This is a genomic window from Algoriphagus terrigena DSM 22685 (assembly GCF_000429445.1).
Lineage (GTDB): Bacteria > Bacteroidota > Bacteroidia > Cytophagales > Cyclobacteriaceae > Algoriphagus > Algoriphagus terrigena.
In genome coordinates this window covers 41,724-65,561 of the sequence record NZ_AUBW01000016.1, presented here as the reverse complement: position 1 = coordinate 65,561, position 23,838 = coordinate 41,724, and the positions used below count along the sequence as shown (strand labels likewise).

Here is a 23,838-nt window from a genome sequence, read left to right as displayed (position 1 = left end):
GGTTAGTGTTTTTAAATATACGACTCAAACCCACAATCCTACACTTGCAATGAATGTGCATAAATCCATCGTTTTCGAAAAGCCGCTATCTTTAAAGCAATGGCACACGATCACCACCACCACCATGCTCACGATTCGGGAGGCGGCCTGAAAGCCGCATTTTTCCTCAATCTCACTTTTACGATCCTGGAACTCATCGGAGGCTGGTATGTGAATAGCGTCTCGATCGTGTCCGATGCGGTGCACGACCTGGGAGACACGATTTCTCTGGGGACATCCTGGCGGCTGGATAGCCTTTCGAAGAGGAAGGCAACAGAGAGATATTCCTTTGGCTACCGCCGATTTTCACTTTTAGGTGCGCTGATCAATGCCATCGTCCTGATCTTGGGGTCAGTTTTTGTGATCCGGGAGGCAATCCTGCGACTCCTTCATCCCGAACCCTCTGATGCCAAGGGGATGCTCTACTTTGCCATTCTTGGTGTGGCTGTGAACGGCTATGCGGCCTGGAAAGTAAGTCATGGCAAAACCCTCAATGAACGGGTGATATCCTGGCATCTGATCGAGGACGTGCTGGGTTGGGCTGCCGTGATGCTCGTTTCGATTGTGATGCTTTTTTACCCAAGTCCATATTTGGATCCGGCGCTTTCGCTGCTGATCTCGCTCTATATCCTGTGGAATGTATTGAAGCGACTGCAGGAGACGGTTTTTCTATTTCTTCAGGGCAAGCCAGCGGATGTGGATAAGTCTGCCATCGAAGCTGAAATAAGGGAGATCACCAATGTGGAATCTACTCACCATACCCACATTTGGTCATTGGACGGAGAGCATCACGTGTTTACCACCCATGTGAAACTCAAGCCTGTCAGCTCTATCAACGAGATTTTGGAAGTAAAAAATAAGCTCAAAGAGATCATGAAGAAACATCCCTTTGAGCATTATACAATTGAGACGGAGATAGACGAGGAAGACTGCGTTTTGCTTCACGAGCAAGAATGTAGCGACTCATGAAGCTAGCGCCTACTCTTCCAACTGCAGGATACCGGTGTAAGACATACCCTCCCGGCTGTTGCTGGTGATTCGAAGCGACGCGTTGCCCGTCTCTTGGATCGTCAGGAAGATGGATCGGATGTCGTTCTGCTGAGTAGGCTCAATGGTGATATCCCAGCCGCCTTTCTTGCGGGGTTTGACCTCGTAGGTATACTCGCTAAAATCAAATTTCAATCCGCCGTCGGTGGAGCCGGGAGTAGATGAGTAGGCTCTTCCGAAGAAAGGCAAATCGGCTACGACTTTTTCCGGACTCACATTGAGTGTGTATCCCGGATCTAGTTGGATGGACCTCCCGCGCATTCCGGTCGCCTGGCGCCCTAGAAAGACGAAGGTTTTGGAGTCGACAGCTGCCTTTACTTTTTCGGGATCGACCTTCTGAGCTTTAGTCAGGAAGCTAAAGCAAAGGCAGAGCATAAGGAGAATAGCCAGTTTTTTCATACTTTTTGGACAGTTTGAATAGGCGATTAATTTAATCAGATTTTTATTGAAATAATTCCTTTGCGTTCCAGATCTTCCCTAGCCGTAAGGTCGTTGCCAAAGATAAAAGCGCTTTTGAAAGCGGTGGTTTACAAACCTGACTTTCGTCATGTTTATTGGCAAGTAGCCCCTATACCTTTGATTGGATCAATAATTTTATCTAGTTCCTTTTTACCGTACCACTATTATGAGACGAATACTTCTACTGGGATGTGCTCTTGTTTTATCTCTAGGATTGACTGAGGCCCAGGTTTTCTCCAACAAGCCAGTTGGGGAAAAACAGAAAAGGGTCATTGACAGCGTCAAGATGGCTGAATATCCGTATGCGCTTCCTATTTTGGGAGATAAGGCGGCCGGGGCAGGATTTGAGTTGCCTTATTCTGCCGGTGTGAGTGTTCAGTATTTTGGTCAGCAATCTGACATTATCATCGAAAACATAATGATTGGATTCAATGGTGGTCAAATGTACGACGTGGACGAACTCATTCGCTTCAACAAAGCGGTAGCCTCTGCCGGGGCGATAACAGTGAGGCCTGATATCTGGCTGCTGCCGTTCTTGAATATTTACGGGATTTTGGGAAAATCTCAGGCAAGCACAGACATCGGTTTCGGTCTTTGGCTACCTGACGGGGACAATAATTTTACGGAAGTACTGACTGCCGGCTCTACGGTTGAATTCAATGCAACCACGTTTGGCTTGGGTATGACCCCGACGATCGGTATCGGAGGAGGATTTATGGCCTTGGATATGAATGTGGCCTGGACGGATGTGCCACAGCTTGCCAAGCCCGCCAAAACCTTTGTGTTTGGGCCCCGCTTTGGAAAGAATTTCAGGCTAAAAGATGAAAAAGCCGTGACTGTGTGGGTTGGGGGATTTAGAGTACACTTAAGTTCGGAAACCAACGGTTCGATTCCTCTGAGTGACGTGTTTCCCGACGGATCCCTTGGAGGAAGAATTGATGACGGTATTGAAAAAGTCGAAAGCGCACAAATAAAGGTGGACACCTGGTGGGACGGCCTCAGTCCGGTAGAACAAAACAATCCGATTAATAAAGCCAAGTACAGCAAAGCAAATGATATCTTGGAAAGAGCCAGTAATATATTGGTGGCTGCAGATGGAGCGGTCAGCACTATCGAAAGTTCAACGGTCCAATACTCCATGGACAAGCGCCCGGCGGATATGTGGAACTTCATTGTGGGAGGCCAATATCAGTTCAGCAAGCATTTTATGGTGCGTGGAGAAGGTGGGTTTTTGGGCTCCCGAACGCAGGTCATCGCGGGAGTTCAGTATCGATTTGGACTCTGATCAAACGGTCGACTTCAGCAAATCATTTAGGGATTTCAATATTACATCAAGCCAATGGACTGCCTCCATTGGCTTTTTTACATTAGCGCCGACCCCTCGAAAACAGGAAAATAGATTTGGCATTTTTTCATATCTTCCCAATAGCCAACTTCTGGAACTTGACACGTTCAATTACCCCTCTGCTCTTCACTGATTCTAAAATATTCCAAATCAACTATGACTCGGTTGGCTCTGTATTTTCCGTTCTTCAAAAAGGTCTGCCTCTCAGCCTTTTTATTTTTCCTTGTCAGCTACCAAAACATCCATGCACAGGAGGTTTCTGACCTGAAAAGGGCCACAGTAAATTTTTGGGAGACTCTAAGTCCGGAAGAAAGATCCCTGGCGGAGATCTCCTTTATGGATTCGGCCCGGACCGAATGGACAAATCTGCCCATCGGCTTGGCGCCAAGAACCGGCCTTCGCTTCGGCGACCTCAGCGACCAGAGCAAGATCGCTTTTCACAAAGTCCTAAGTTCAATATTCAGCTCTCAGGGTTACTTGAAAACCTTCGCAATCATGCAAGTGGACGATATCCTTCATGAACTTTTTGAAATTCAGTTTCAGCAGGGCAAAGTCAGTGAGGAAAGCATGGGATTTATCAGAAAACTCAATTGGGACTATGGGAATTATTTTATCGCCCTTGCAGGGAATCCCGAAACCGATGACATCTGGGGCCTCAAGTTGGAAGGCCATCACATCTCGGTCAATCTTACTGTGACGGGCGATACCTTTTCGATGACGCCGCTGTTTTTGGGCTCCGATCCCGCAGTGGTCGAGGCAACTCAATATGCCGGACTCAGACCACTGAGTAAAGAGGAAGACTATGGTTTTCTACTGATTAATTCTCTGGATGAAGACCAAAAACGCAAGGCAACCGTGAGTGAAAAAGTCCCGGGAGACATCATCACCAGTCCGGATCGCCCCCAATGGCTGGAGGAGTATCAGGGGATTAAAGGATCTGAACTCAACGAAAAGCAACTAAAGATCTTACACTACCTGATTGAGGAATTTATCGGAAATCTGGAGCACGAGAAGGCCGAAGAATACCTCGCCAAATTCCACGCGCGTGGAGTGCAGGAAGTGTACTTTGCCTGGATAGGAAGCTATGAGCCGATGAAGGCGCACTACTATGTGGTCCACAGTCCCGACTTCCTGATCGAATACGACAATGTCGGCTTTCAGGACAATGCCAACCACATTCATACCATTTGGCGGGAAAAAGGAAACGATTTTGGCGAGGACATCCTGAAAAAGCACAGGATGGAGCATAAGCACTGAATCGCTGCAGAAGCTTATTTTTTTGACCAACAAGAGACCGATCAAAATCTCATGAAACGCATGCCGATTCGATGATAAAAAAAAATGAAGAGCTAGTACGGGAAATCGGTGTCTGGGGACTCTCAGCCAATATTGTCAACATTATCGTGGGCGCGGGAATTTTTGTCTTGCCGGCGATCATTGCCGAAACGATGGGCGCGTCTGGCATTACGGTTTATTTGTTTTGTGGATTTCTGATTGCCTTGGTGATGCTTTGCTTTGCGGAAGCAGGGAGTAAAGTCACCAAATCTGGGGGTGGTTATGCCTACGTGGAAACGGCCTTTGGGCCTTTTGCGGGATTTTTGGCCGCGGTTTTTCTGGTTTTGGGGTCTGCCTTTTCCGACGCGGCGGTTGCCAATGCCTTGGTGGACTTAATCGGACTGGCATTCCCGCTTTTCAAAAATGCCTATGGGCGTTTCGTATTACTATTTCTGATTTTTTCGGGATTAGCCACACTGAATGTCCTTGGGGTAAAACAGGGAATTGGCTTGGTCAAAATCAACACAGTCGCCAAGTTGACCCCGATATTGCTCCTGATTTTCTTTGGTTGGAAAGATGTTTCTTTTGCTGATTTAAGCTGGGATACTACGCCGACTTTGGAGCAGTTTGGCACGGCCTCGCTGATTTTGTTCTTCGCGTTTCAGGGAGGAGATACGGGATTGATCGTGGGAGGAGAGATCAAAAACCCGCAGAAAACGGTGCCTAAAGCCATATTCATCGGGATTTCCTTTGTCTTACTGCTTTACATTCTGATTCAGACCGTTGCCCAAGGGATATTGGGAAGCGAACTGCCACTGTTCAAGGAAGCTCCTTTGGCTCAGGCCGCAAATATTGTCTTTGGCCCAATCGGCTATACAATTCTGATCCTCGGTGCAGGGATCTCCATGTTCGGAATGCTGAGCGGAGAAATCCTGAATCTTCCGCGGGTGATTTTTGGTCTGGCCAGTGATCGGGTGATTCCAATCGACAAGCTGGCAATCGTCCATCACAAGTTTAAGACCCCGCATCTGGCCATTCTGGTTTACGCAGGCATTGGTTTCATCACCGCTGCAACCGGCGGATTTAAGCAATTGGCGGTGATCGCCTCAGCAAGTATGCTATTGGTTTACTTTGGTGTTTCGCTGGCTGTGATCAAACTTCGGAGAAAACATGGGCACACTCCAGGGGAGTTCAAGCTGCCTTTTGGATATACGATCCCGGTCCTTTCTGCGGGGATTATTCTTTTTTTCCTATCCAACTTGAGTGGGTTTGAAAAGATTGGAATACTTGTTTTCATCGGAGTGTTGGCTGTGATCTATTTCCTGCTCTCCTATTTTCGCCCAAAGAAAGACTCAGTTTTTTAGGAGCCGGCAAATAGCACCTGGCGGGAAGATTTACCTTTTTATGATAAAGTGATTCGATTCTCAAGAAAGAAAAACCCAGTCAAGGGAATCCTGACTGGGTTTTGAATAGAAAGTGAGCAAAATCAATCGATCACCGTCGTAGTCACTTTTGGTGCCTCTTTGGTCCAGGAGCTGACATCGAGTTTTCTTGGAGTGGGAAGGATTTCATCGAGCGTGTTTCCGTCGTACACCCGTCCGTTTTTCACGACGTGTGAGATGGTATTGGTGTTTCGGATGCTTTCCAAAGGATTTTTGTCCATAATCACCAGATCGGCAAGCTTTCCGGCTTCGATACTTCCAAGATCCTGATCAAGCCCGAGCGCTTCCGCTCCGAGGATAGTCGCCACCTTGATTGCTTCGAGGTTGCTCATGCCTCCACTGGCCACAGACCAAAGCTCCCAATGGTAGCCAAGTCCCTGCAACTGTCCGTGAGATCCTATGCCTGCAAGGCCACCCTGCGATACGACGGAATTTACCGCTTTTGCGTGCTTTGTGAACACGTGATCTTCCGGGGCAAACCAGCCTCCCAGTCCTCCTACTCTTCTCCGAGCTTTGGAGTTCATTTCATCGTACGGCGTGAATCTGTTCAGCTTTGGATCGTGCAGCGGGCTTTCTGTCGTGTAGTAGAAGTTTTCAGCCCAAGGACCACCGTAGGCTACCAGTAAAGTAGGCGTGTAGGCCATCTTGCTTTCCGCAATGGTTTTGGTCACATCACTGTACAATGGATAGATCGGAATCGCATGCTCATGACCGGGGTATCCGTCAAAGAGCTGCGTCATATTCAATTTGTAATCCAAGCCGCCTTCGGTCGTCGGCATCAGTTCCTGCTCCTTGGCAGCCATGATCACCCACTGACGTGCCTGTCTATTTCCGACCAGGTACATCTTGATGTACTGGGTGTTGTAATATTTGCTATACTGCTTGAGCACACTTTTGGTTTGCTCGAGGGACTTCATGTTGTACATCCAATAGCCAACCCCCGGTCCTGTGGAATAGACCCTTGGTCCCGGTACCATGCCTGCCTCGACCATATCTCCATACGTCAGGACATCTGTGGTGGCGGTTTGAGGATCACGGGTGGTCGTGACTCCGTAGGCGAGGTTTGCTGCATAGATCCATACGGTGTTCTTGTGCAGCCCCCAAGTAGGCCACATGTGTGCGTGAGTATCGATGAATCCGGGGGTGATTGTTTTGCCCGATGCGTCGATGACTTCCGCATCTCCTGCGTCCAGAGTTCCAGTAGCGCCCACTGCCTTGATTCGGTTGTTTTCGATCAGGATATCACCGTTTTCGATGACCTCTGAGCCTTTCATGGTGAGGATCCTGGCGTTTTTCAACAGGATACTTCCCTTTGGAGTGTCTTTGGCGAAATATACTTTGACCTGATTTTCGGCGGGTTTGTAGGATTCTTTTTCTTTCAGCTGGGCTTTGTGAAGGCTGTCTGCTTTAGCCAATGTCTTGTCTGCTTTAAACAGAGAATCGATTCGTTTTTTATCTGCCTTTGCCAAAGAGTCCGCAAGCTTTACTGCATCTTCTCCACGCGCTTTGAGCGCTGAGACGCTGTCTGCGTCTGCCAACGTTTTTGATTTCTTCGCAGCTTTGACAGAATCTTCTACCGCCTCAGCCCGATCCAAATCATAGATCCAATGCCCGTTGCCGAGAGACCAGTGGACCTTTTTTCCGCTAGCCTCCCAAGCCGGCCATTCGCCGCCTATTTCTGTCAGTTGACGAGAAGGGAAATTGCTGCTTGCTGGCTCGGCCACATTGATCGTAGGCACTTTGCCTGCCTTGGGAATGGTCACCACATACACATTGTTGTTCACTTGAGCCAAGGCCTTGTCGCCGACGGGAGCCATGAGGATGGTGCTGGCACTGGCGGGCATCATCTGAGGTTCGCGGGAATTGGCTCCCTCTGGAAGCATGCAGTAGTTGACCGCGTCTGCATTGGAGATCGGTTTGCCCATCACATAGCGGACAGTTGATGCTTCCTCCAGGCTGGCATGCTCATGGTCTGCGTGCGGATCGGCGGCAGAGCCAAAAGGCGTGATGCCGGTGATCTTGGCGTAGACTTTTTCATCCGTGCCATCCCACTTGACGCTCAGCAAGGCGCCTCCGGAACCATTGAGGAAGATTCTGCTGGTATCTTGAGTGAAATGCGGATTGCCGTAGTTTCCCGCATCCATGATTTTTCGGAATGGTCCACCGGATGCAGGTATCCAAACCAAAAGTGCTTCGGCACCACTGACTCCGGGGCCTTCTGATTCCTGAAGAAGTCGGTTGGAGCCTTTGTAGACCACGATCTTGTTGTTTGGTCCCCAGACTGGAGAGTAGTATAGGGCTGATTCTGTAGTCAATTGGCTGACTCCGCCTCTACCGCCCACAGAGGCTTTGTAGAGCTGGCCGCCCTTCTTTTCGTCCCAGGTCGTGAAGACCAACTGCGTACCATCTGGACTCCAGGAAGGCATCGCTTCGGTGAATTCGTTGGTGCTGACTCGGGTGGGGTTACCGCCTGGATAGTCCATGACATACAATCTGTCGAGTACGGTGAAGGCGAGCTTTTTCCCGTCAGGAGAAGGAGTTGCGTCGCGAATCTGGGTGGCAAGCTTTGCGGTCGTATCTTTGACGGCGTAGTTGAAATAGAGCCGTGGTCCCATGGCCAGCTTCACATCTGCCTCAAAAGGAATCTCCACAGCAGGGCTACCGTCAACGGCAAGTTTCCAGATTTTGCCCCCATAGGATGCAATAACGGACTTGCTGTCAGGAGTGAAAGCCATCGCCGGAAGCACTCCCTGTGGAGCGATGGATTCCTGCTCATCGCGTTGGACGGGATAGGCGAGCCATTTTTCATCGCCCGTTTTCAGATTTCTGAGTACCAGGCCGGTCTTATCTTCCCAGCGGGTGCCATACACCATCCACTGGCCGTCTTTGCTGAGCGTCGGGGTGAAAGCAGAACCGTATCGGGAAGTAATGCTGGCCATTTCTCCCTTTTCAAAGTCGTAGGTGCCGATTTGGTATTGAGGCAGGAGGGCGTTGTAGTTCCAAGAACCGAATCGCTGCGAAAAGTAGATCTTTTTACCGTCCGGGCTTACGACCGGGTCGATGGTCTTCATCGTGGCGGGATTTTCATTGAGTTGAATCCCTCCACCGCCGTCTTTGTGATACATCCAGAGCTTGGTAATTCTCCGGCCTTTTGCCACGATGATGTATTCTCCATCCGGTGTCCAATAGGCGCTCGGTACATCGCCGTTTTTGTCTTTGGTGATCTGGGCGGTATCTTTTTTTGCTGTATCGATATACCAGAGGTTGTCACTTCCGGCGCGGTCGGAAGTGAACAGGATTTTGTCTCCATCCGGGGAAAACCGAGGATGTGTTTCGTAGGCAATTCCTGAAGTGAGTGGAATTGCCTTACCTCCTTCGATCGGAAGGGTGTAGATGTCGCCCATGAGATCAAAGGCGATGGTTCGGCCGTCTGGGCTCACATCGACACTCATCCAAGTGCCTTCCGTGGCGGTGAATTTGACCTCTCGCTCTGGATTGAGTGGTAGGTCTTTAAATTTTGGATAGTTTAGGCTGTCTTTTTTGACCGAATCAGCTGGGGCATTGGTATCTTTTTTCAGGGAAAGAAGCTCTCCTTCTGACTTAGGAACCATCGCCGCGACGCTGAAGGAAACACCAAGAGCAACCAAAAATGCGGGTTGGGTAAGTTTTCTCATATCATTTGGATTTGGGCAATTAATCTAATGGGAATCTTTTGTTTTTTGCAATATCCACTGACGGTATGGAGAAAATAGATCGAATTCGGACGTTTTTCGAAATTATATTTTTCGGCGGAGGAAGGAGGATTTGCTGGACTAGAAGTTCTTCCGCTAGTCCGAAGACCAAACCGTCGAGTCGGAGTAGCTAATTCTATTGATCCTGAGGGTTTAGAATTATGCTGGAAATGGTGACGATTTCCAGTTTTTCCGGATGGGAATCCCACTCTCTAGATTGGATCGGCTTCGGGATTGATATAAAAGCTCAAGGGTTTTTGCGGAAGAGTGACATTAATCCAGGGCGATCTAGGCCAAGACTTCAAAAACCGTCACCGCGTTCGCTTTATTTTTCAGATTCATCTCTCCCACGGGACGCAACTCAAACTTGTCCTTCACCATCTCTGCACAACGATCCAAGATCAGGATTTGGCTGGGGTTGGCGGCACTTTGCAGGCGCGACGCGATATTGACTGCGTCACCGATGACGGTGTAGTCGAGGCGTTTCAGAGATTTGGAGCCGATGTTGCCAGAGACCATCTCTCCGGCATTGATGCCGATGGATACCTGTGGCTTGAAATGGGTCTTTGTGGAATATTCCGGGATTGCGTCCATTTTTTGCCGAATCGCCAGGCAGGCATTGATTGCCCGGCTGAGATGATCCGGGCCGAGGAATACCGCCATGACCGCGTCTCCGATGAACTTGTCCACACTTCCTTTTTGGTCAATGATCTCCCTGACCATCAGGTCAAAGTATTCGTTGAGTAGTCCGACGACGGTGTTTGGGTCTTCGTTTTCTGAGATTTTGGTAAATCCAACCAGGTCGATAAATGCTACCGTGGCGTCTATGGTCTCATTTTCCATAAGGGCAGATTCGATTTCTTTGCCTCCCATGAAGTTGAGTACAGTCTCGTCCACGTACATTCTCAGGATGTTGTTTTCCCTCATGGCCTGTAGCGTGTCTTTGATCTGGCTGATGTAGCTGAGGGTTTTTTCGATGGTGATCTCCAGGTCCTGAAAGTCCACCGGCTTGGTCACAAAGTCAAATGCACCGAGATTCATTGCCTTGCGGATATTTTCCATGTCCCCGTAGGCAGATATGATGATTGTTTTGACCAGCGGATTTTTTTCCTTGGTGTTGGACAGGAGGGTGAGTCCATCCATCACAGGCATATTGATGTCACTCAGGATCATGTCCACGTCGGGGTGGTCTCTGAGTGTGTCCATTGCGAGTTGTCCATTGAGCGCAAATAGCATTTCGTATTCTCCGGCCCGGATTTTTTGGCGATACTTTTGCCTGAAAAGCATCTCCAAATCCTCTTCGTCATCGACTACCAGTATTTTTGCCATATTATTTATTGGTTAGCAATTCTGCTATTTCATTTTTAAGGGACTCGAAGTCGACCGGTTTGGTAAAAAATCCCTTCGCACCCGAGTTGATTGCTTTGTTGTAATTTTCTTTGTCGCCATAGGCCGATATCATGCTGACCAAGATGTGGGGAAATCGGTCTTTGATGCTGGAGAGAAGCTCGAGTCCGCTCATTCCGGGCATGTTGATATCTGAAAAGACGTAGACGACGTCCGGCGAGCCGGATTTGCCCAAGATATCCAGCGCCTGTTGGCCGGAAAAGGCAAATTCAACCTCCAGAAGTTTGCTCTTGATTTCTCTTCGGAATTTTTGGAGAAACATGATCTCTACATCCTGCTCATCGTCGACTATTAAGATCTTCATAAGAAAAAAGCTAAGGTGTTTCGTTGGGTAATAAACTCCTGAATCTGGATGGCTTGCCGCTGACGGTATGCTGCAGCGCTAGCTTGGAGATATCTCGAACTAAGATAAAAATGCTCAGGGATCCTTTCCTTTTTCCTCGGGCATGCCGATTCTGCTATCTTCAGCGTCTAATTTTACCTCACTCCAAGATCCAGGGTCTAGTCCACTAATTTAAACCTATATTCCGATCCTACAGCAGATATTTTGTCGAGTACACTACCAAAAGCGGTTTTTGCCAAAATTTTATAAAGCGGGGTAGATCTCGTGGTTCTTTTTACAGTTGATGATCACGCCTCGATTCTGCCCTCGTCGAGTATTAAAACTTGCCGAATTTATATGACAAGTTCCTCACACAACGTCCAATCAACTGCCTTCATTCAAAGCGGCAATCTCTTCCTTGAGTCGCTCAAAATCTACCGGCTTCGTGAAGAATCCTTTTGCTCCGGAGCTTATTGCCTTGTCATAGTTTTCACTGTCGCCATAAGCCGAGATCATACTTACCCGCATCATTGGAAACCGCGATTTAATTTCCTCCAACAACTGCAATCCGCTCATGCCGGGCATATTGATGTCGGAGAATACGTAGACGAATTTCGGTGGATTTTCCGCTCCAAGTATTTCTAGGGCTTCCTTTCCAGAAAAGGCGAAAGCCAGCTCCAATTCGCCGCTTTTGATCTCCTTTCTGAATTTCTGCCGAAATAGTGCCTCCACATCCCGCTCGTCGTCAACAAATAGAATCTTCATAGTCAATTTGGTTTTCTTTTAATGGAAAAAATCGGAACAAGTACTTCATTGAGAAAAATCCTTCGATTTTCAAACAAACCAGCCAGCCGACGGTAGGCAAGGTTCGAGTTCGGAACTACTCAGTCGACTTGGGTATCAAGATCCTGAAGATGGTAAACTTGCCTTCCTCGGAGATTATTTCCAAGGTTCCCTCATGCGACTTGATGATGTCGTGTGTGATGCTGAGTCCCAGTCCGGTACCTTCTGTTCCTTTTTTGGTGGTGAAGAATGGCATCAGCAGCTTGTCCCGGATTTGTTCCGGCACCCCGGGGCCGTTGTCCTCCACTTCGATCAGAACGTCGTCTCCCTGTTCTTTGGTGCGGATTTGGACTTTCGCATGGTATTCACTTCCGCTCACGCTGATCTTGTCCCGCATTGCATCGAATGCGTTTTTGACGAGATTGAGGATGACCCGACTGAAATCTTCCGCATTGAGTCTGACCTTGGGAAGTGTCTCATCGAGCGCCAGCTGAATGTCCACATTGATCGGATTGGGATTGGCTCGCATCCCGTGAAAGGCGAGATTGGAGTACTCGCGGATCAGCCCATTGAGGTCGGTAGGCTCCAAGGAACCCGTCCCTCCCCTCGAATGCATGAGCATGGATTTGACAATGCTGTCGGCCCTAGAGCCGTGATGTCTTATTTTTTCAAGGTTTGACTTGACATTTTCCAACAGGTCCAGGATGTTTTCTTTTTCGGGACTGTCTGCGATTTTCGGCATTTCTTCGCCGATTTCTTGGAGGAAGTCCACGCTGAGCTCTGAGAAATTGTTGACAAAGTTGAGCGGGTTTTTGATCTCGTGAGCGATTCCGGCGGTGAGCTGTCCGAGTGAGGCGAGTTTTTCCTGCTGGATGAGCTGCTCCTGCGTGGAGCGCAGGTGGTCAAGTGCATGCTGGAGTTCCTCTTTTTGGTTGAGAATCTCCGAGGTTCTCTCGGCTACAAGCATTTCCAGCTGGATTTTTTGTTCGGCAGTACTGCGAAGTTGCCTTTCCTGCTCTTTGGAGATGATGCGCTCGATCTCCACTTCCTTCATCTGCTTGCGATGATTGAGCCACATCGTCACCGCCCATATCAGTGCAAAAAAGCCGGCCGCATCAAGGTAATTTTCGATAACCTCGTGAATACCGGGACTGAGCGTTTTGATCAGATAATCCAACAGCTGCACGCCCACTATCGGAAGAGGGGTGATTGCAAGTGCCCTTTGGTACTGCAGCTCGGGGGTATTCAGGATCAGGTAGATGATGCCTCCGACGAGCACAAATGACAGCAACTGAAACAAGATTACCGGAGGTGCCGCGGCAACGCCCAAGGCGATCAGGACGGCAGCTGCGATCATCCCATACTTAAAATACCGATGCAAATGTGCCGGAAATCCCTGTGGGCCGGAGCTTTTCTTAAGGTAGTAGAGGAGAAAAAGAGAGATCAGGTTGACCAGGATCATACGACTCGGTGGCTTTTCTTAGCGTTAGATTGGGAGGAAAAATGGGGCAAGCGCAGGACTCAACTTCTTAGAATTTCGCCTATTTCCCTTCTCAGAGATTCAAAGTCCACAGGCTTGGTGAAGAATCCCTTTGCTCCAGAGCTCATGGCTCGCGTGTAGTTGTCCGTGTCGCCGTAGGCAGAGATCATGTTGACCTGGAGCTGGGGAAAACGGCTTTTGATGATGCCCAGCATTTCGAGCCCGCTCATTCCAGGCATGTTGATATCTGAGAAGACACTGGCAACTTGGGGGGGATTAGTGGTTTCCAGGATTTCAAGGGCTTCTTTTCCTGAAAAAGCAAAGACGAGCTCAAGGCCTTCATTTCGAATTTCTTTACGGAACTTCTGACGAAAGAGGTCTTCTACATCTCGCTCATCATCGACAACAAGGATTTTCATAGGCTAAAAGTTAGGTTTTTTATACGGGTAAAAAAATGGTGAAGGTGGTTAACTCCCCAGGCTTTGATTTTAATTTCAACTCCCCTCCGTGGGCTTTGACGATGTCGTAGCTCAGAGAGAGTCCCAAGCCAGTGCCTTGCCCACTCGGCTTGGTGGTGAAAAACGGCTGAAAGACCTTGTCAGCAATCGCACTGGGGATGCCGGGACCATTGTCCGAGACGGTGATCTGGATCTGGCGTCGATCCGTGTCTCCGACGAGTTTGGTGGAGAGCTCGACCATTGGTTTTACGTCGGGATTCTCCTTTCTGAATTCAGCGTTGGCGCAGGCGTAGAAGGCATTGTTGAACAGGTTGATCAATACCCGCGAAATATCCTGCGCGACGATCTCTGCCTTTGGAAGATTGGGATCCAAATCGGTGTGAAAGTCTGCTGAAAAAGTCTTGTCCTTGGCCCTCAAACCGTGGAAGGAAAGACGGAGGTATTCGTTGGCTAGCGCATTGATATCTGTCGGCAACTTCTCGCCGGAGCTGGTGCGGCTGTGTTGGAGCATGCCTTTGACGATCGAATCCGCCCGCTTGCCGTGATGATTGATCTTGTCCAGATTTACTTGGATGTCGGCGAGGATTTCATCCTGCAAGCTTTGATCTTGTTCTTCCGGCTTTCGGGCCCGCTCTTCCCGGAGCTCCTGCACCATGTCCGAACCCAGTTCTGAGAAGTTGGTGACGAAGTTCAATGGATTCTGAATTTCATGTGCAATTCCCGCAGTAAGCTCACCGAGTGAAGCCATTTTTTCGGCATGGATCAGCTGGACCTGTGTGGCTTTCAGTTGATCGAGCGCCTTCTCTAGCTTTTCATTTTTGATTTCGATTTCAGCTGTCTTTTCCTGCAGCGCATGATAGGCCTTGTTTAGACGGTTTTTGTTTTGGTTTCCAACAAATAGGATGATTAGAAAAGCGATCAGCCCGGCAATGGTGGAGAAGATGATCCACTTCTGACGCAGACTTGCTTTTTCGTATTCGAGCTCCCTCTTCGAAAACTCGTATTCCGCTTCCAAAGAGGCAGTCAATCGCTGTGCCTGCGAGGTGTTGATGCTGTCGTTGAATAATTTGAACAGTTTGAAGCTTTGCAATGCCTCCGCAAAATTGCCCTCCTCCTCGTAAATCCTGGAGAGAAGTTCGTTTGCATTCCGGATCAGCATCGGTTGAGCCATGGATTCCGCCTGCTGTAGTCCCTCTTTTGCAAAGCCAGACGCTTCAGCCAGCTTTCCTTTTTTATAGTAAAGGTCTGCCAGACCGATCAGGGAATGGGCCTGGGGCACGCCGTAGCCATTTTCCCGGGACATGGAGATCGACTCTCGAAATAAGGCCTCCGCTTTGTCTAAACTGTCGAGTGCCGAATAAATATCCGCGAGAGTTCTGGAGGTCATTTCGATAAACTCGGGGCTCTTCAGCTCCAAAGCCGCACGGTATCCGATTTTCAGCGTGTTAAGCGCTTCCAAGGGGTTGTTTTGCCTGAGTTCCACGTCCCCGATGTTGTTGTACGCTAGGATGACGCGTCCGGGGTTGTTGATGGCTTGGTAGATCGCCAGCGTCTCCCGGTACTTTTCTTTCGCCTCCGTCAGTTTTCCCTGTTCAAAATAGATCATTGCCACATTGTTGATCGCGGCGGCTTTGACATTGGCATTATTTGTCAGATCGGCGCGTTTGATCGCGTCATAGAAGTTATTGAGGGCCTGGGTGTGGTTCCCGAGATAATAATTCACCAAGCCGATGTTGTTCAAAATCCCAGGGACTTGCTTCTCGCCCGGAATCTCGCTAGCAATCGCCAGAGCGGTATTGTAATGCTCAATGGAACCCTTGAAGTCTCCCGTGTTTTGCAGTGCGTTGCCGTAGATCTTCAACGCCTCGGCCTCGCCTTTTTTGTAGCTGGCCTCCCGGCAAAGGAGGATAGTTGAGTTCAAAAAAACCAAAGAGCTGTCTGGATTGCTCTCTGCAAGCAAAAATCCCAGTTCATTTGCTTTGTTGAGATAGGTAGTATCAGATTCAAAACCCGGTGAGTTTTCGAATTTCCGTAGCTCTGAAGTCAGACCTTCTGCGGTTTGGGCAGGGCTCACCAACACGGTCAGGAGGTTGAAAAATGCCGCTAAAAAACCAACCCTCCGACTTAGCCTCATCTGAAATCCACGGTGACCTTTCATCTGTTTTATAATTTGTTTTCATAAAGTCCAGATAGGCTGTCCCGATTGTTTTTTGGGAGAGCCTTCACGCGGTTTATTGCTCTGTGTGTCGCTTGCGCTATACTCGATTTCATAATTTTACTGGTATCGCTTTTCGTCGAAAAAGTGGGGTGGATGAACTCAAATTCGAGGTAATATAATTTGGATTTATAAGTAAAAAAATTATATTTAGCATATAAAATTTGCATTTTATGTATTGTATGAGAGAGAATTCCGATCTGCTAAATCAGCTTGCCAAGCAGTATTTACTTGTGGCGGCACTTGTCCTTGCATCACGGTCTGACGGAGAGGAGGACAGCGGGGATGAAGAGTCTGCCGAAGAGCCAACAGAGGAAGAGCAAAGAGAGGATTCGGACGCTTCCGAAAGCTCGACTCGGGGAGGAATGATCGAAGTGGATCCTGCCAGAACGCAGGTGGTAGATCCGGCTCGTACCAGAAGCGTAGATCCCGCCAGAACGTAAAAACAGGCCTTCAATTCAGAGATTCGCTCGCTCATCGGATTGTTAAGAGACAGTTAGCGATATGCGTAGCATTTTAGATTTTTTGAAGTCTTTTTTATATACACCCATACTTGTTGCTTCATATCGCTGGGGCTGGGCTACTTTTTAGAAAAGCACCAAAAATCCTTGTCGGCGGCCAAAGCGCAAGTGTCTCAGCAAAACCGGATTTCCGCTCTTATCAAAAAGCGAGATTCTTTTCCAGAAAAATGGCTTGAGTTCTTGTTGGATTTTTCAGCTTTCATCAATTCTGGAAAAGTCTCGTCTCCGACATCAGCCGGCGCCAATTTGTTCATAAATAGCTGTCTGTTACCATTTTTGCAGAATTAATAATTATATTAATTATCGAATACCCGCATTAAATTTCGATTTTTTCTAAAATAATAGTAACCCAAAATAACTATGAAGCCCACCGATACCCGGAATCCGGAATATTATCACAAGGTCGTGGACTGCCAGTACGCCTGTCCCGCCCATACACCCGTGCCGGAATACATCCGGCTGATTGCAGCCGAGAAGTATACCGAAGCCTACATGGTCAACTGGGAGTCAAATGTCTTCCCCGGTATCTTGGGAAGAACCTGCGACCGACCCTGTGAACCCGCCTGTAGGAGGGTGCGGGTCGAAGAGGAGCCCGTCGCCATCTGCAGGTTGAAAAGAGTCGCTGCCGACCAAAAAGGCGAAGTAAAGCAACTCATGCCTCAGGCACCTTTTCCCCCAAACGGAAAGAAAATTGCCCTAATCGGCGGAGGTCCCGCTTCGCTGACTGTGGCCAGAGATCTTGCGCCGTTAGGTTATGAGGTACACCTTTTTGATGAGCAGATTGCCGGCGGTGGGATGATGCGAAGCCAGATTCCTTCCTTTCGGCTACCGGAGACTGTCCTGAATGAGGAGGTAGATTATATCTTGGATTTGGGAATTCATACGCAGTTTCTGACCTACGTCAAAAGCCTCAGAGACCTCGTTTCGAAGGACTATGATGCGGTGTTTGTCGGTACCGGCGCGCCGAGAGGCAAAGATCTACCCAAGCTTCCGGGCAGAAAAGAAGGAGCTGCTCACATTCATATTGGCATCGAGTGGTTAGCGAGTGTGGCCTTTGAGCACACCCAGTCGATTTCCCAAAAGGTCATTGTCCTCGGTGGAGGAAATACAGCGATGGATTGCTGCAGGACTGCTCGAAGATTAGGAGGCAAGGACGTCAAAGTGGTCGTGCGGAGTCCTTTTGGCGAAATGAAAGCATCTCCGTGGGAAAAAGAGGACGCGGCTCATGAGGATGTGCAAATCTTGGATAACCATGTGCCGGTAAGTTTCGAAGTCTCCGACGGTGTGCTGACCGGGATGAAGTTTCAAAAGGTACGGGCCGTGTATGACGAGAAGGGGAAACGGCAGCTGATTCCGACCGAGGAGCCGGAGGTATTTATAGAGGCGGACACGGTGCTTCTTGCCATTGGGCAGCAAAATAGCTTTCCCTGGATCGAGCGTGATTTAGGTTTGGAGTTTGATGAGTGGGATATGCCCGTGGTGGATCGCACGACTTTTCAATCCACGCTACCGACCGTTTTTTTTGGAGGAGATGCGGCCTTTGGGCCGGAAAATGTCATCACCGCGGTAGCTCATGGACATCAGGCCGCCGTGTCGATCCATTTATTTTGCGAGGGAAAAGACCTCCAAGACAGACCCTCTCCCTACACTAATCTGGTCAGCCAAAAAATGGGCATCCACGAGTGGAGCTATGACAGTCAGATCGCCATAGACCAACGATATATCGTGCCACAGGCCAAAAAGTCTCTGACACTGAAGGATCGAAAGCAAGAGGTCGAGTTGGGTTTTGACATTCGTACGGCCTATAAGGAAACCCAGCGATGCCTCAATTGCGATGCGCAGACGGTTTTTTCTGAAGATCGCTGCATCGAGTGCGATGCTTGCATGGACGTGTGTCCGACTTCCTGCATCACTTTTACTGTCAACGAGGACGAGGAACAGCTCCGGCAGAATTTGCTTGTGCCTGCCGAAAATACGTCTCAGGACATCCTGGTCTCTGACATCTTGAAAACCGGGCGGGTGATGGTCAAAGACGAGGACGTATGCCTTCACTGTGGGCTTTGCGCCGAACGGTGTCCGACTTCTGCCTGGGACATGCAAAAGTACTTCTACAGCGTCACCAAAGCGTATCAGATTCCACCCCTTCCCTCCATCAGCAAATGAACCATCGAATCAATGATTTTATCGTCCGTTTTGCGAATGTGAACGGGACAGGGTCCGCAAGTGCCAACTACCTGTTTGCCAAGACCATCTTCCGAATGGGAATTCCGGTCACTCCCAAGAATATTTTTCCCTCCAACATCCAGGGACTGCCTACCTGGTACGAGGTCCGGGTGAGCGAAAAGTGCTACCTGGGTCGTCGGGAAGGGATCGATCTCATGGTGAGTGTCAATCCTCAAAGTATGGCCAAGGATGTGCAGAGCGTGAAGGAGGGCGGATATTTTATCTACGACAGCACCAAAAAACTAAGCCCGGAATACTACAGGGAGGGTATCAATTACCTTGGCATTCCCATGATGGAGATGGCCAATGTAGCTTTTGAAGACCCGCGTAAACGGCAATTGCTGAAAAACATCATCTATGTCGGGGCGCTGGTCAGGCTGCTGGCGATGGATGATGCCGTCATTCGGACGCTGATCGAGGAGCAATTTGAAGGGAAAAAGGCCCTCGTTGAAGCCAATTTTGCGGCGCTAAGCCTTGGGATGAAGTATGTGGAGGAGCACTTTGATTACCCGCTGGACTTTAGCCTGGAAAAGCGGGAATTGCTGAATGGGAAGATTCTGGTGGACGGAAATACAGCTTGCGGTCTGGGGGCCGTCTTCGGCGGCGCCACCGTCATGGCTTGGTATCCGATCACCCCATCGACTTCGGTGGCTGAAGCATTTGAAAAGTATTGCAAGCAATACCGAAAGGACGAAAGCGGTGAAAATAAGTTTGCGATCGTGCAGGCAGAGGACGAGCTGGCAGCAATGGGCATGGTGATCGGAGGGAATTGGAATGGAGCAAGAGCCTTTACCGCGACCTCCGGCCCGGGCATTTCGCTCATGAGCGAGTTTTTGGGATTGGCCTACTTTGCAGAGGTGCCCGCTGTGCTGATAGATGTCCAGCGGGCTGGCCCAAGCACCGGGATGCCGACCCGAACACAGCAATCCGATCTCTTGGCAGCTGCTTTCGCCTCCCACGGAGACACCAAGCATATCCTGCTTTTTCCGGCAAGTCCCAGTGAATGCTTTGAGATGACTGCCGCCAGTTTTGATCTGGCGGAGCAATTGCAAACTCCGGTGATCATCATGACGGATCTGGATTTGGGGATGAACGACCATGTCAGCGAGCCCTTCGAATGGAATGCAGGCCGCAAATACAAGAGGGGGAAGGTTTTGACCGCGGACGATCTGGAGGAAATAGGGAAATTTGGCAGGTACTTGGATTCGGACGGGGACGGGATTCCCTATCGAACCTATCCGGGGACGCATCCGACCAAGGGCGCTTTTTTTACACGGGGTACTTCCAAAGATGAGTACGCCGCCTACACCGAAGACGGGGCAGCTTATAAGAGAAATATGGATCGGTTGATCAAGAAATGGGAAACTGCCAAAACGATGGTTCCTGCTGCTGAGATCAACATCTCGGGAAGCTCAAATGCTATCGGCATCTTGTTCTTCGGCACATCCAGCTTTTCGTCCGAGGAAGCCAGAGATTTGCTGGCAGAGGAAGAAATTGCCGTCGACTCGATCCGAATCAAAGCTTTCCCCTTTGGAAGCGACGTGGTTGAGTTTGTGGAAAACCACGGGACTCTTTTTGTCATCGAGCAAAACAGAGATGCCCAGATGCGAAAGATGCTGCTCATGGAGCTCGACTGCAATCCCAAAAAACTGGTGCCTGTGCTCAATTACGACGGCATGCCGATCACCGCTGACGCCATCAAAAAGCAAATCACCAATTACCTAAACCAAAAAAACAGCACCAGCCATGAGCTATCTCAAACCACAGTTTAGTCATCCCCGGCTTCCCAAAAACAAATTGGGATACACGCTCAAGGAATACGAAGGAAGTTTATCGACACTTTGTGCCGGATGTGGACATGACAGCATCAGCGCCGCGATCGTGCGGGCATGTTATGAGCTGGATATCGAGCCGCATCTCGTTGCCAAAATCTCCGGAATCGGGTGTTCTTCCAAGACTCCCACCTATTTTTTGGGCAATTCGCACGGCTTCAATTCTGTGCATGGGCGAATGCCCTCCGTGGCTACTGGCGCGAATATGGCGAATAAAGACCTGGTTTATTTTGGCGTTTCCGGAGATGGGGATTCCGCTTCGATTGGGATGGGGCAGCTCGTCCATGTCATTCGTAGAAATCTTAATATGGTCTATGTCGTGATGAACAATGGTTGCTACGGACTGACGAAAGGGCAGGACTCGGCGACTGCTGACTTGGGATCGAAAAACAAGTCCGGAGCCATCAACCCTTTTCAGGCCATCGATCTCGCCAGTTTGGCGATTGAGTTGGGGGCGTCTTTTGTGGGACAAAGCTTCAGCGGCGACAAACAGCAACTCATTCCTCTGCTCAAGGCTGCGATCCGACATCAGGGATTTGCCTTCTTGAATGTGATCTCGCCCTGTGTTACGTTTAACAACAATCCCGGGTCTACCAAATCCTATGATTATGTGCGTGAACACATAGAAGCGACTTCGGCAAAGGATCTGGTTCCGATGAAAAATGAGATCAGCGTTGACTATGAGGCGGGAACATCGACCCCTGTGGCAATGCACGATGATTCGGAGATCCAGCTGAACAAACTGGCGCGGGACTGGGATCCCGAAGATCGGCTCTCTGCTGTGAATGCCTTGCAAAAGGCCAGAATGGAGGAGGAGATTTTGACTGGATTGCTGTATGTCAATTCAGACTGGAAGGATCTTCATCGAACTCTGAATACGGCTAAAACTCCGCTAAATCAATTGAAGGAAGAAGACTTAAATCCGGGGACGAAAGTGCTTGATCAGATCAATGAGAGCTTCAGGTAAGGAAAAGTGGTCTGCGTCAGATCTGCAACGGAGGATTTTAGGAACTCAACGCGCCTTCATTACAAGGAGGAAAATTTTAGAATAAAGGCAAATGGATAATAAATTCGCTTCCTTCTCCTACTTTTGATTCAACCACTATTTCGCCCCCGTGGGCATTGACGAGATCATAGGCCAATGACAATCCCAAGCCAGTTCCTTCTTTGGTTGGCTTAGTGGTAAAAAAGGGCTGGAAGATCTTGTCTTTGATTTCATCGGGAATGCCGACGCCGTTGTCTCTGATGGAGATTTCTACCGCTTTTTCAAGATTTTTAGTGGAGACAGTCACAAGGGGATGCCTATCCGCCGGAGTATTTTTTGTGCAAGCATAGAAAGCATTATTGATAATGTTCAAAAGGACTCTTCCGATATCTTGCGGTACCACACTGATGTTCGGTAGACTGGGATCGAAATCGGTCAAAAAGTGGGCTGCAAAGTTTTTGTCTCTTGCTTGTATACCGAGGTGAGAAAGTCTTAAATACTCGTCTGCCAGGGCGTTGATATCTATCGATACCTTCTCGCCAGTTTTTGACCGACTATGTTCCAGCATCCTTTGTACAATGGAGTTCGCCCTTTCACCATGCTGGTGGATTTTTTCCAGACTTATCTTTATATCGTCAGCGATCTCGACGGCGCCTTGTTGATTTCCCTCAACGAGTTCTACTTTCATTTCCTCGATCAATTCGGTGCAGACTTCGGAAAAGTTATTTACAAAATTCAGCGGATTTTTAATCTCGTGTGCGATGCCGGCGGTGAGTTCCCCAAGACTTGCCATCTTCTCGGATTGTATCAATTGGGTTTGGGTAGATTTCAGCTGTTCGTAAGCTGATTCTACTTGTTCCCGCTGGGCGTGGATCTCCGCTTTTTGCCCTTGGAGCAGTCGGTTTGCCTTTTGCTTACTCAGATTGTTGCGAAAGAGAGAAATGCTGATTACCACGAACATAAGCAACCCTCCCAAAGATGCAAATATGATTATCCGCTGATTAAAAACTGCCGCATTTTTCAACTCTGTATCCTTCTGAAGGAGCTCTATTTCAGCTTCTTTTTTGTTCAATTCAAATTCAAACTGAAGCTGCTGAATCATCTGTTCTGTACTGGATTTTGCGATTTCTTCCTTGACAGATTTCGCGCTGATTTCATTTTCATAAGCCGCTTTGAAATTACCGACGAGCGCCTGTATTTCAGCTAAATTTAGATAAGCATCCAGCATTTCATCTTTAGCATCGATGTCGCTCGCCAGCGATCTGGCTTTTTCCAAAGAGATGATGGCATCCGCAAAATTCTTCTGTTTTCTCTGGGTTTTTGCAAGACCGATCAAGCCCTGTGTCTGCTCAAACTTGGCATCCAATCTCTCGGAGATTTCCAATGCACGCCTGTGAAAATCAAACGCTTTTGGGAAATTGCCCATTGCCGCATGAATCTCTCCCAACTGGGTGAGAGGAAATGTGGCGTCGAGGGTGCCGTCGCAAAGTTCCAAAGCCATTTGATGAAAATAGATGGCTGAATCATAGTTCGATTCCAGAAAATACACTTCCCCGATATTCATGGATGCAGTGGCGATTCCTTGCTGCTGTTGTATGCCCTCAAATACCCCCAGCGATTTCTTAAAATAAGCCAACGCTTCATCGATCGTTTTTCGGTTTTCGAGATAAACCGTTCCGATGTTATTGAAGGAAGTTCCTATTCTTAGCTTGTTGTCGAGCTCTTCGGAAATCTTGAGAGACTCAAAATGCAGCTCCAACGCTTTGGTGCTGTTTCCTAACATAAAGTAAATAGAGCCGAGGTTGCTGAGGATATTGGCTTCACCCGTCCTGTCATTTATCTCGCGGAAATTCTTTAATGATTCTTGAAAGTTCAAGATTGCTTCCTGAAAATTTCCCTGTTGGGCGTATGCCCTCCCTTTGGCGTTGTATGCCTTCGCCAGACCCACTTTGTAGTTTATTTCGGTCCCTAATTGCACGGCTGCATCCAAATTACCAAGGCCACGATTGATATCTGAACCAAGAAGTTCCAAGCCCAAATCCACATACAGATCAACTTTTAAACTATCGTCATCCAGTTGGGCAATGCTACGTGATAAGCTGTCCGCTCTTGTAGTTTGGGCGCTACTTCCATTTGTAAGAATAAAAGATAATAGAGTTACAAAGAGGACGTACTTAAAAATATTCATATACCTGCTTAACACGGGGCTAAAGTGCGGAAGAATTAAATTTAACAAAATGCGACAACATCCCTTGGATCAAATTGTATAAAGCA

17 protein-coding genes are annotated in these 23,838 nt (G+C 48.7%); 8 read left to right on the top strand and 9 right to left on the bottom strand.

The genetic code is table 11. The features are described from left to right. The first annotated feature begins 99 nt into the window (after nt 1-99). Nucleotides 100-1,008: a cation diffusion facilitator family transporter gene (locus G459_RS0115165; protein WP_026968398.1), complete on the top strand. Its 909-nt coding sequence runs from the start codon at nt 100-102 to the stop codon at nt 1,006-1,008. Between the two features lie 9 nt (nt 1,009-1,017). On the opposite strand, the gene G459_RS27665 is transcribed toward G459_RS0115165, so the two are convergent. Further along, entirely contained in the window at nt 1,018-1,485 is a 468-nt protein-coding gene (locus tag G459_RS27665) for a DUF4251 domain-containing protein (RefSeq protein WP_051315252.1), read from the bottom strand. Nucleotides 1,486-1,711: 226 nt separating this feature from the next. On the opposite strand from G459_RS27665, the gene G459_RS0115155 reads away from it, so the two are divergent. From G459_RS0115155 to G459_RS27655, 3 genes are all read left to right on the top strand, one after another. After that, nucleotides 1,712-2,830: a hypothetical protein gene (locus G459_RS0115155; RefSeq protein ID WP_026968397.1), complete on the top strand. Its 1,119-nt coding sequence runs from the start codon at nt 1,712-1,714 to the stop codon at nt 2,828-2,830. A 216-nt stretch (nt 2,831-3,046) separates the two neighbouring features. Next, on the top strand, nt 3,047-4,147 hold the full coding sequence (locus G459_RS27660; protein ID WP_035456101.1) for a DUF3500 domain-containing protein: 1,101 nt from the start codon (nt 3,047-3,049) through the stop codon (nt 4,145-4,147). 71 nt (nt 4,148-4,218) lie between these two features. Beyond that, nucleotides 4,219-5,529 (top strand): APC family permease, encoded by a 1,311-nt coding sequence (locus G459_RS27655; RefSeq protein ID WP_035456100.1) that lies wholly within the window; start codon nt 4,219-4,221, stop codon nt 5,527-5,529. A gap of 122 nt (nt 5,530-5,651) precedes the next feature. On the opposite strand, the gene G459_RS27650 is transcribed toward G459_RS27655, so the two are convergent. The 7 genes from G459_RS27650 to G459_RS30430 all read right to left on the bottom strand — a co-directional run bounded on the left by G459_RS27650 (nt 5,652) and on the right by G459_RS30430 (nt 15,946). Next, nucleotides 5,652-9,281 carry an amidohydrolase family protein gene (locus G459_RS27650; RefSeq protein WP_035456099.1) on the bottom strand — a complete coding sequence of 1,210 codons (3,630 nt, stop codon included), beginning with the start codon at nt 9,279-9,281 and terminating at the stop codon, nt 5,652-5,654. A 345-nt stretch (nt 9,282-9,626) separates the two neighbouring features. Then, nucleotides 9,627-10,667: an adenylate/guanylate cyclase domain-containing protein gene (locus G459_RS0115135; protein WP_026968396.1), complete on the bottom strand. Its 1,041-nt coding sequence runs from the start codon at nt 10,665-10,667 to the stop codon at nt 9,627-9,629. Between the two features lies 1 nt (nt 10,668). Next, complete coding sequence (locus tag G459_RS0115130) at nt 10,669-11,049, bottom strand: response regulator (protein WP_026968395.1); 381 nt, start codon at nt 11,047-11,049, stop codon at nt 10,669-10,671. A gap of 402 nt (nt 11,050-11,451) precedes the next feature. Next, entirely contained in the window at nt 11,452-11,832 is a 381-nt protein-coding gene (locus tag G459_RS0115125; protein WP_026968394.1) for a response regulator, read from the bottom strand. Between the two features lie 115 nt (nt 11,833-11,947). Beyond that, complete coding sequence (locus G459_RS0115120; RefSeq protein WP_026968393.1) at nt 11,948-13,312, bottom strand: sensor histidine kinase; 1,365 nt, start codon at nt 13,310-13,312, stop codon at nt 11,948-11,950. A 59-nt stretch (nt 13,313-13,371) separates the two neighbouring features. After that, nucleotides 13,372-13,749 (bottom strand): response regulator, encoded by a 378-nt coding sequence (locus tag G459_RS0115115; RefSeq protein WP_026968392.1) that lies wholly within the window; start codon nt 13,747-13,749, stop codon nt 13,372-13,374. A gap of 19 nt (nt 13,750-13,768) precedes the next feature. Then, entirely contained in the window at nt 13,769-15,946 is a 2,178-nt protein-coding gene (locus G459_RS30430; protein ID WP_051315251.1) for a tetratricopeptide repeat-containing sensor histidine kinase, read from the bottom strand. Between the two features lie 239 nt (nt 15,947-16,185). On the opposite strand from G459_RS30430, the gene G459_RS0115100 reads away from it, so the two are divergent. The 4 genes from G459_RS0115100 to G459_RS0115080 all read left to right on the top strand — a co-directional run bounded on the left by G459_RS0115100 (nt 16,186) and on the right by G459_RS0115080 (nt 21,546). Next, nucleotides 16,186-16,446, top strand: coding sequence for a hypothetical protein (locus G459_RS0115100; RefSeq protein ID WP_026968390.1), 261 nt, complete (start codon nt 16,186-16,188; stop codon nt 16,444-16,446). 438 nt (nt 16,447-16,884) lie between these two features. Beyond that, nucleotides 16,885-18,687 carry an FAD-dependent oxidoreductase gene (locus G459_RS0115090; RefSeq protein ID WP_026968389.1) on the top strand — a complete coding sequence of 601 codons (1,803 nt, stop codon included), beginning with the start codon at nt 16,885-16,887 and terminating at the stop codon, nt 18,685-18,687. Further along, a complete protein-coding gene (locus G459_RS0115085) occupies nt 18,684-20,519 on the top strand; it encodes a 2-oxoacid:acceptor oxidoreductase subunit alpha (RefSeq protein ID WP_026968388.1) in 1,836 nt (611 codons plus the stop codon). The genes G459_RS0115090 and G459_RS0115085 overlap by 4 nt, the downstream gene beginning before the upstream one ends. Further along, nucleotides 20,494-21,546: a 2-oxoacid:ferredoxin oxidoreductase subunit beta gene (locus tag G459_RS0115080; protein ID WP_026968387.1), complete on the top strand. Its 1,053-nt coding sequence runs from the start codon at nt 20,494-20,496 to the stop codon at nt 21,544-21,546. Before G459_RS0115085 ends, G459_RS0115080 begins: the two co-directional genes overlap by 26 nt. A 76-nt stretch (nt 21,547-21,622) precedes the next feature. On the opposite strand, the gene G459_RS0115075 is transcribed toward G459_RS0115080, so the two are convergent. Continuing rightward, nucleotides 21,623-23,752, bottom strand: a complete 2,130-nt coding sequence (locus G459_RS0115075) for a tetratricopeptide repeat protein (RefSeq protein ID WP_026968386.1) — start codon at nt 23,750-23,752, stop codon at nt 21,623-21,625. Nucleotides 23,753-23,838 lie beyond the last annotated feature (86 nt).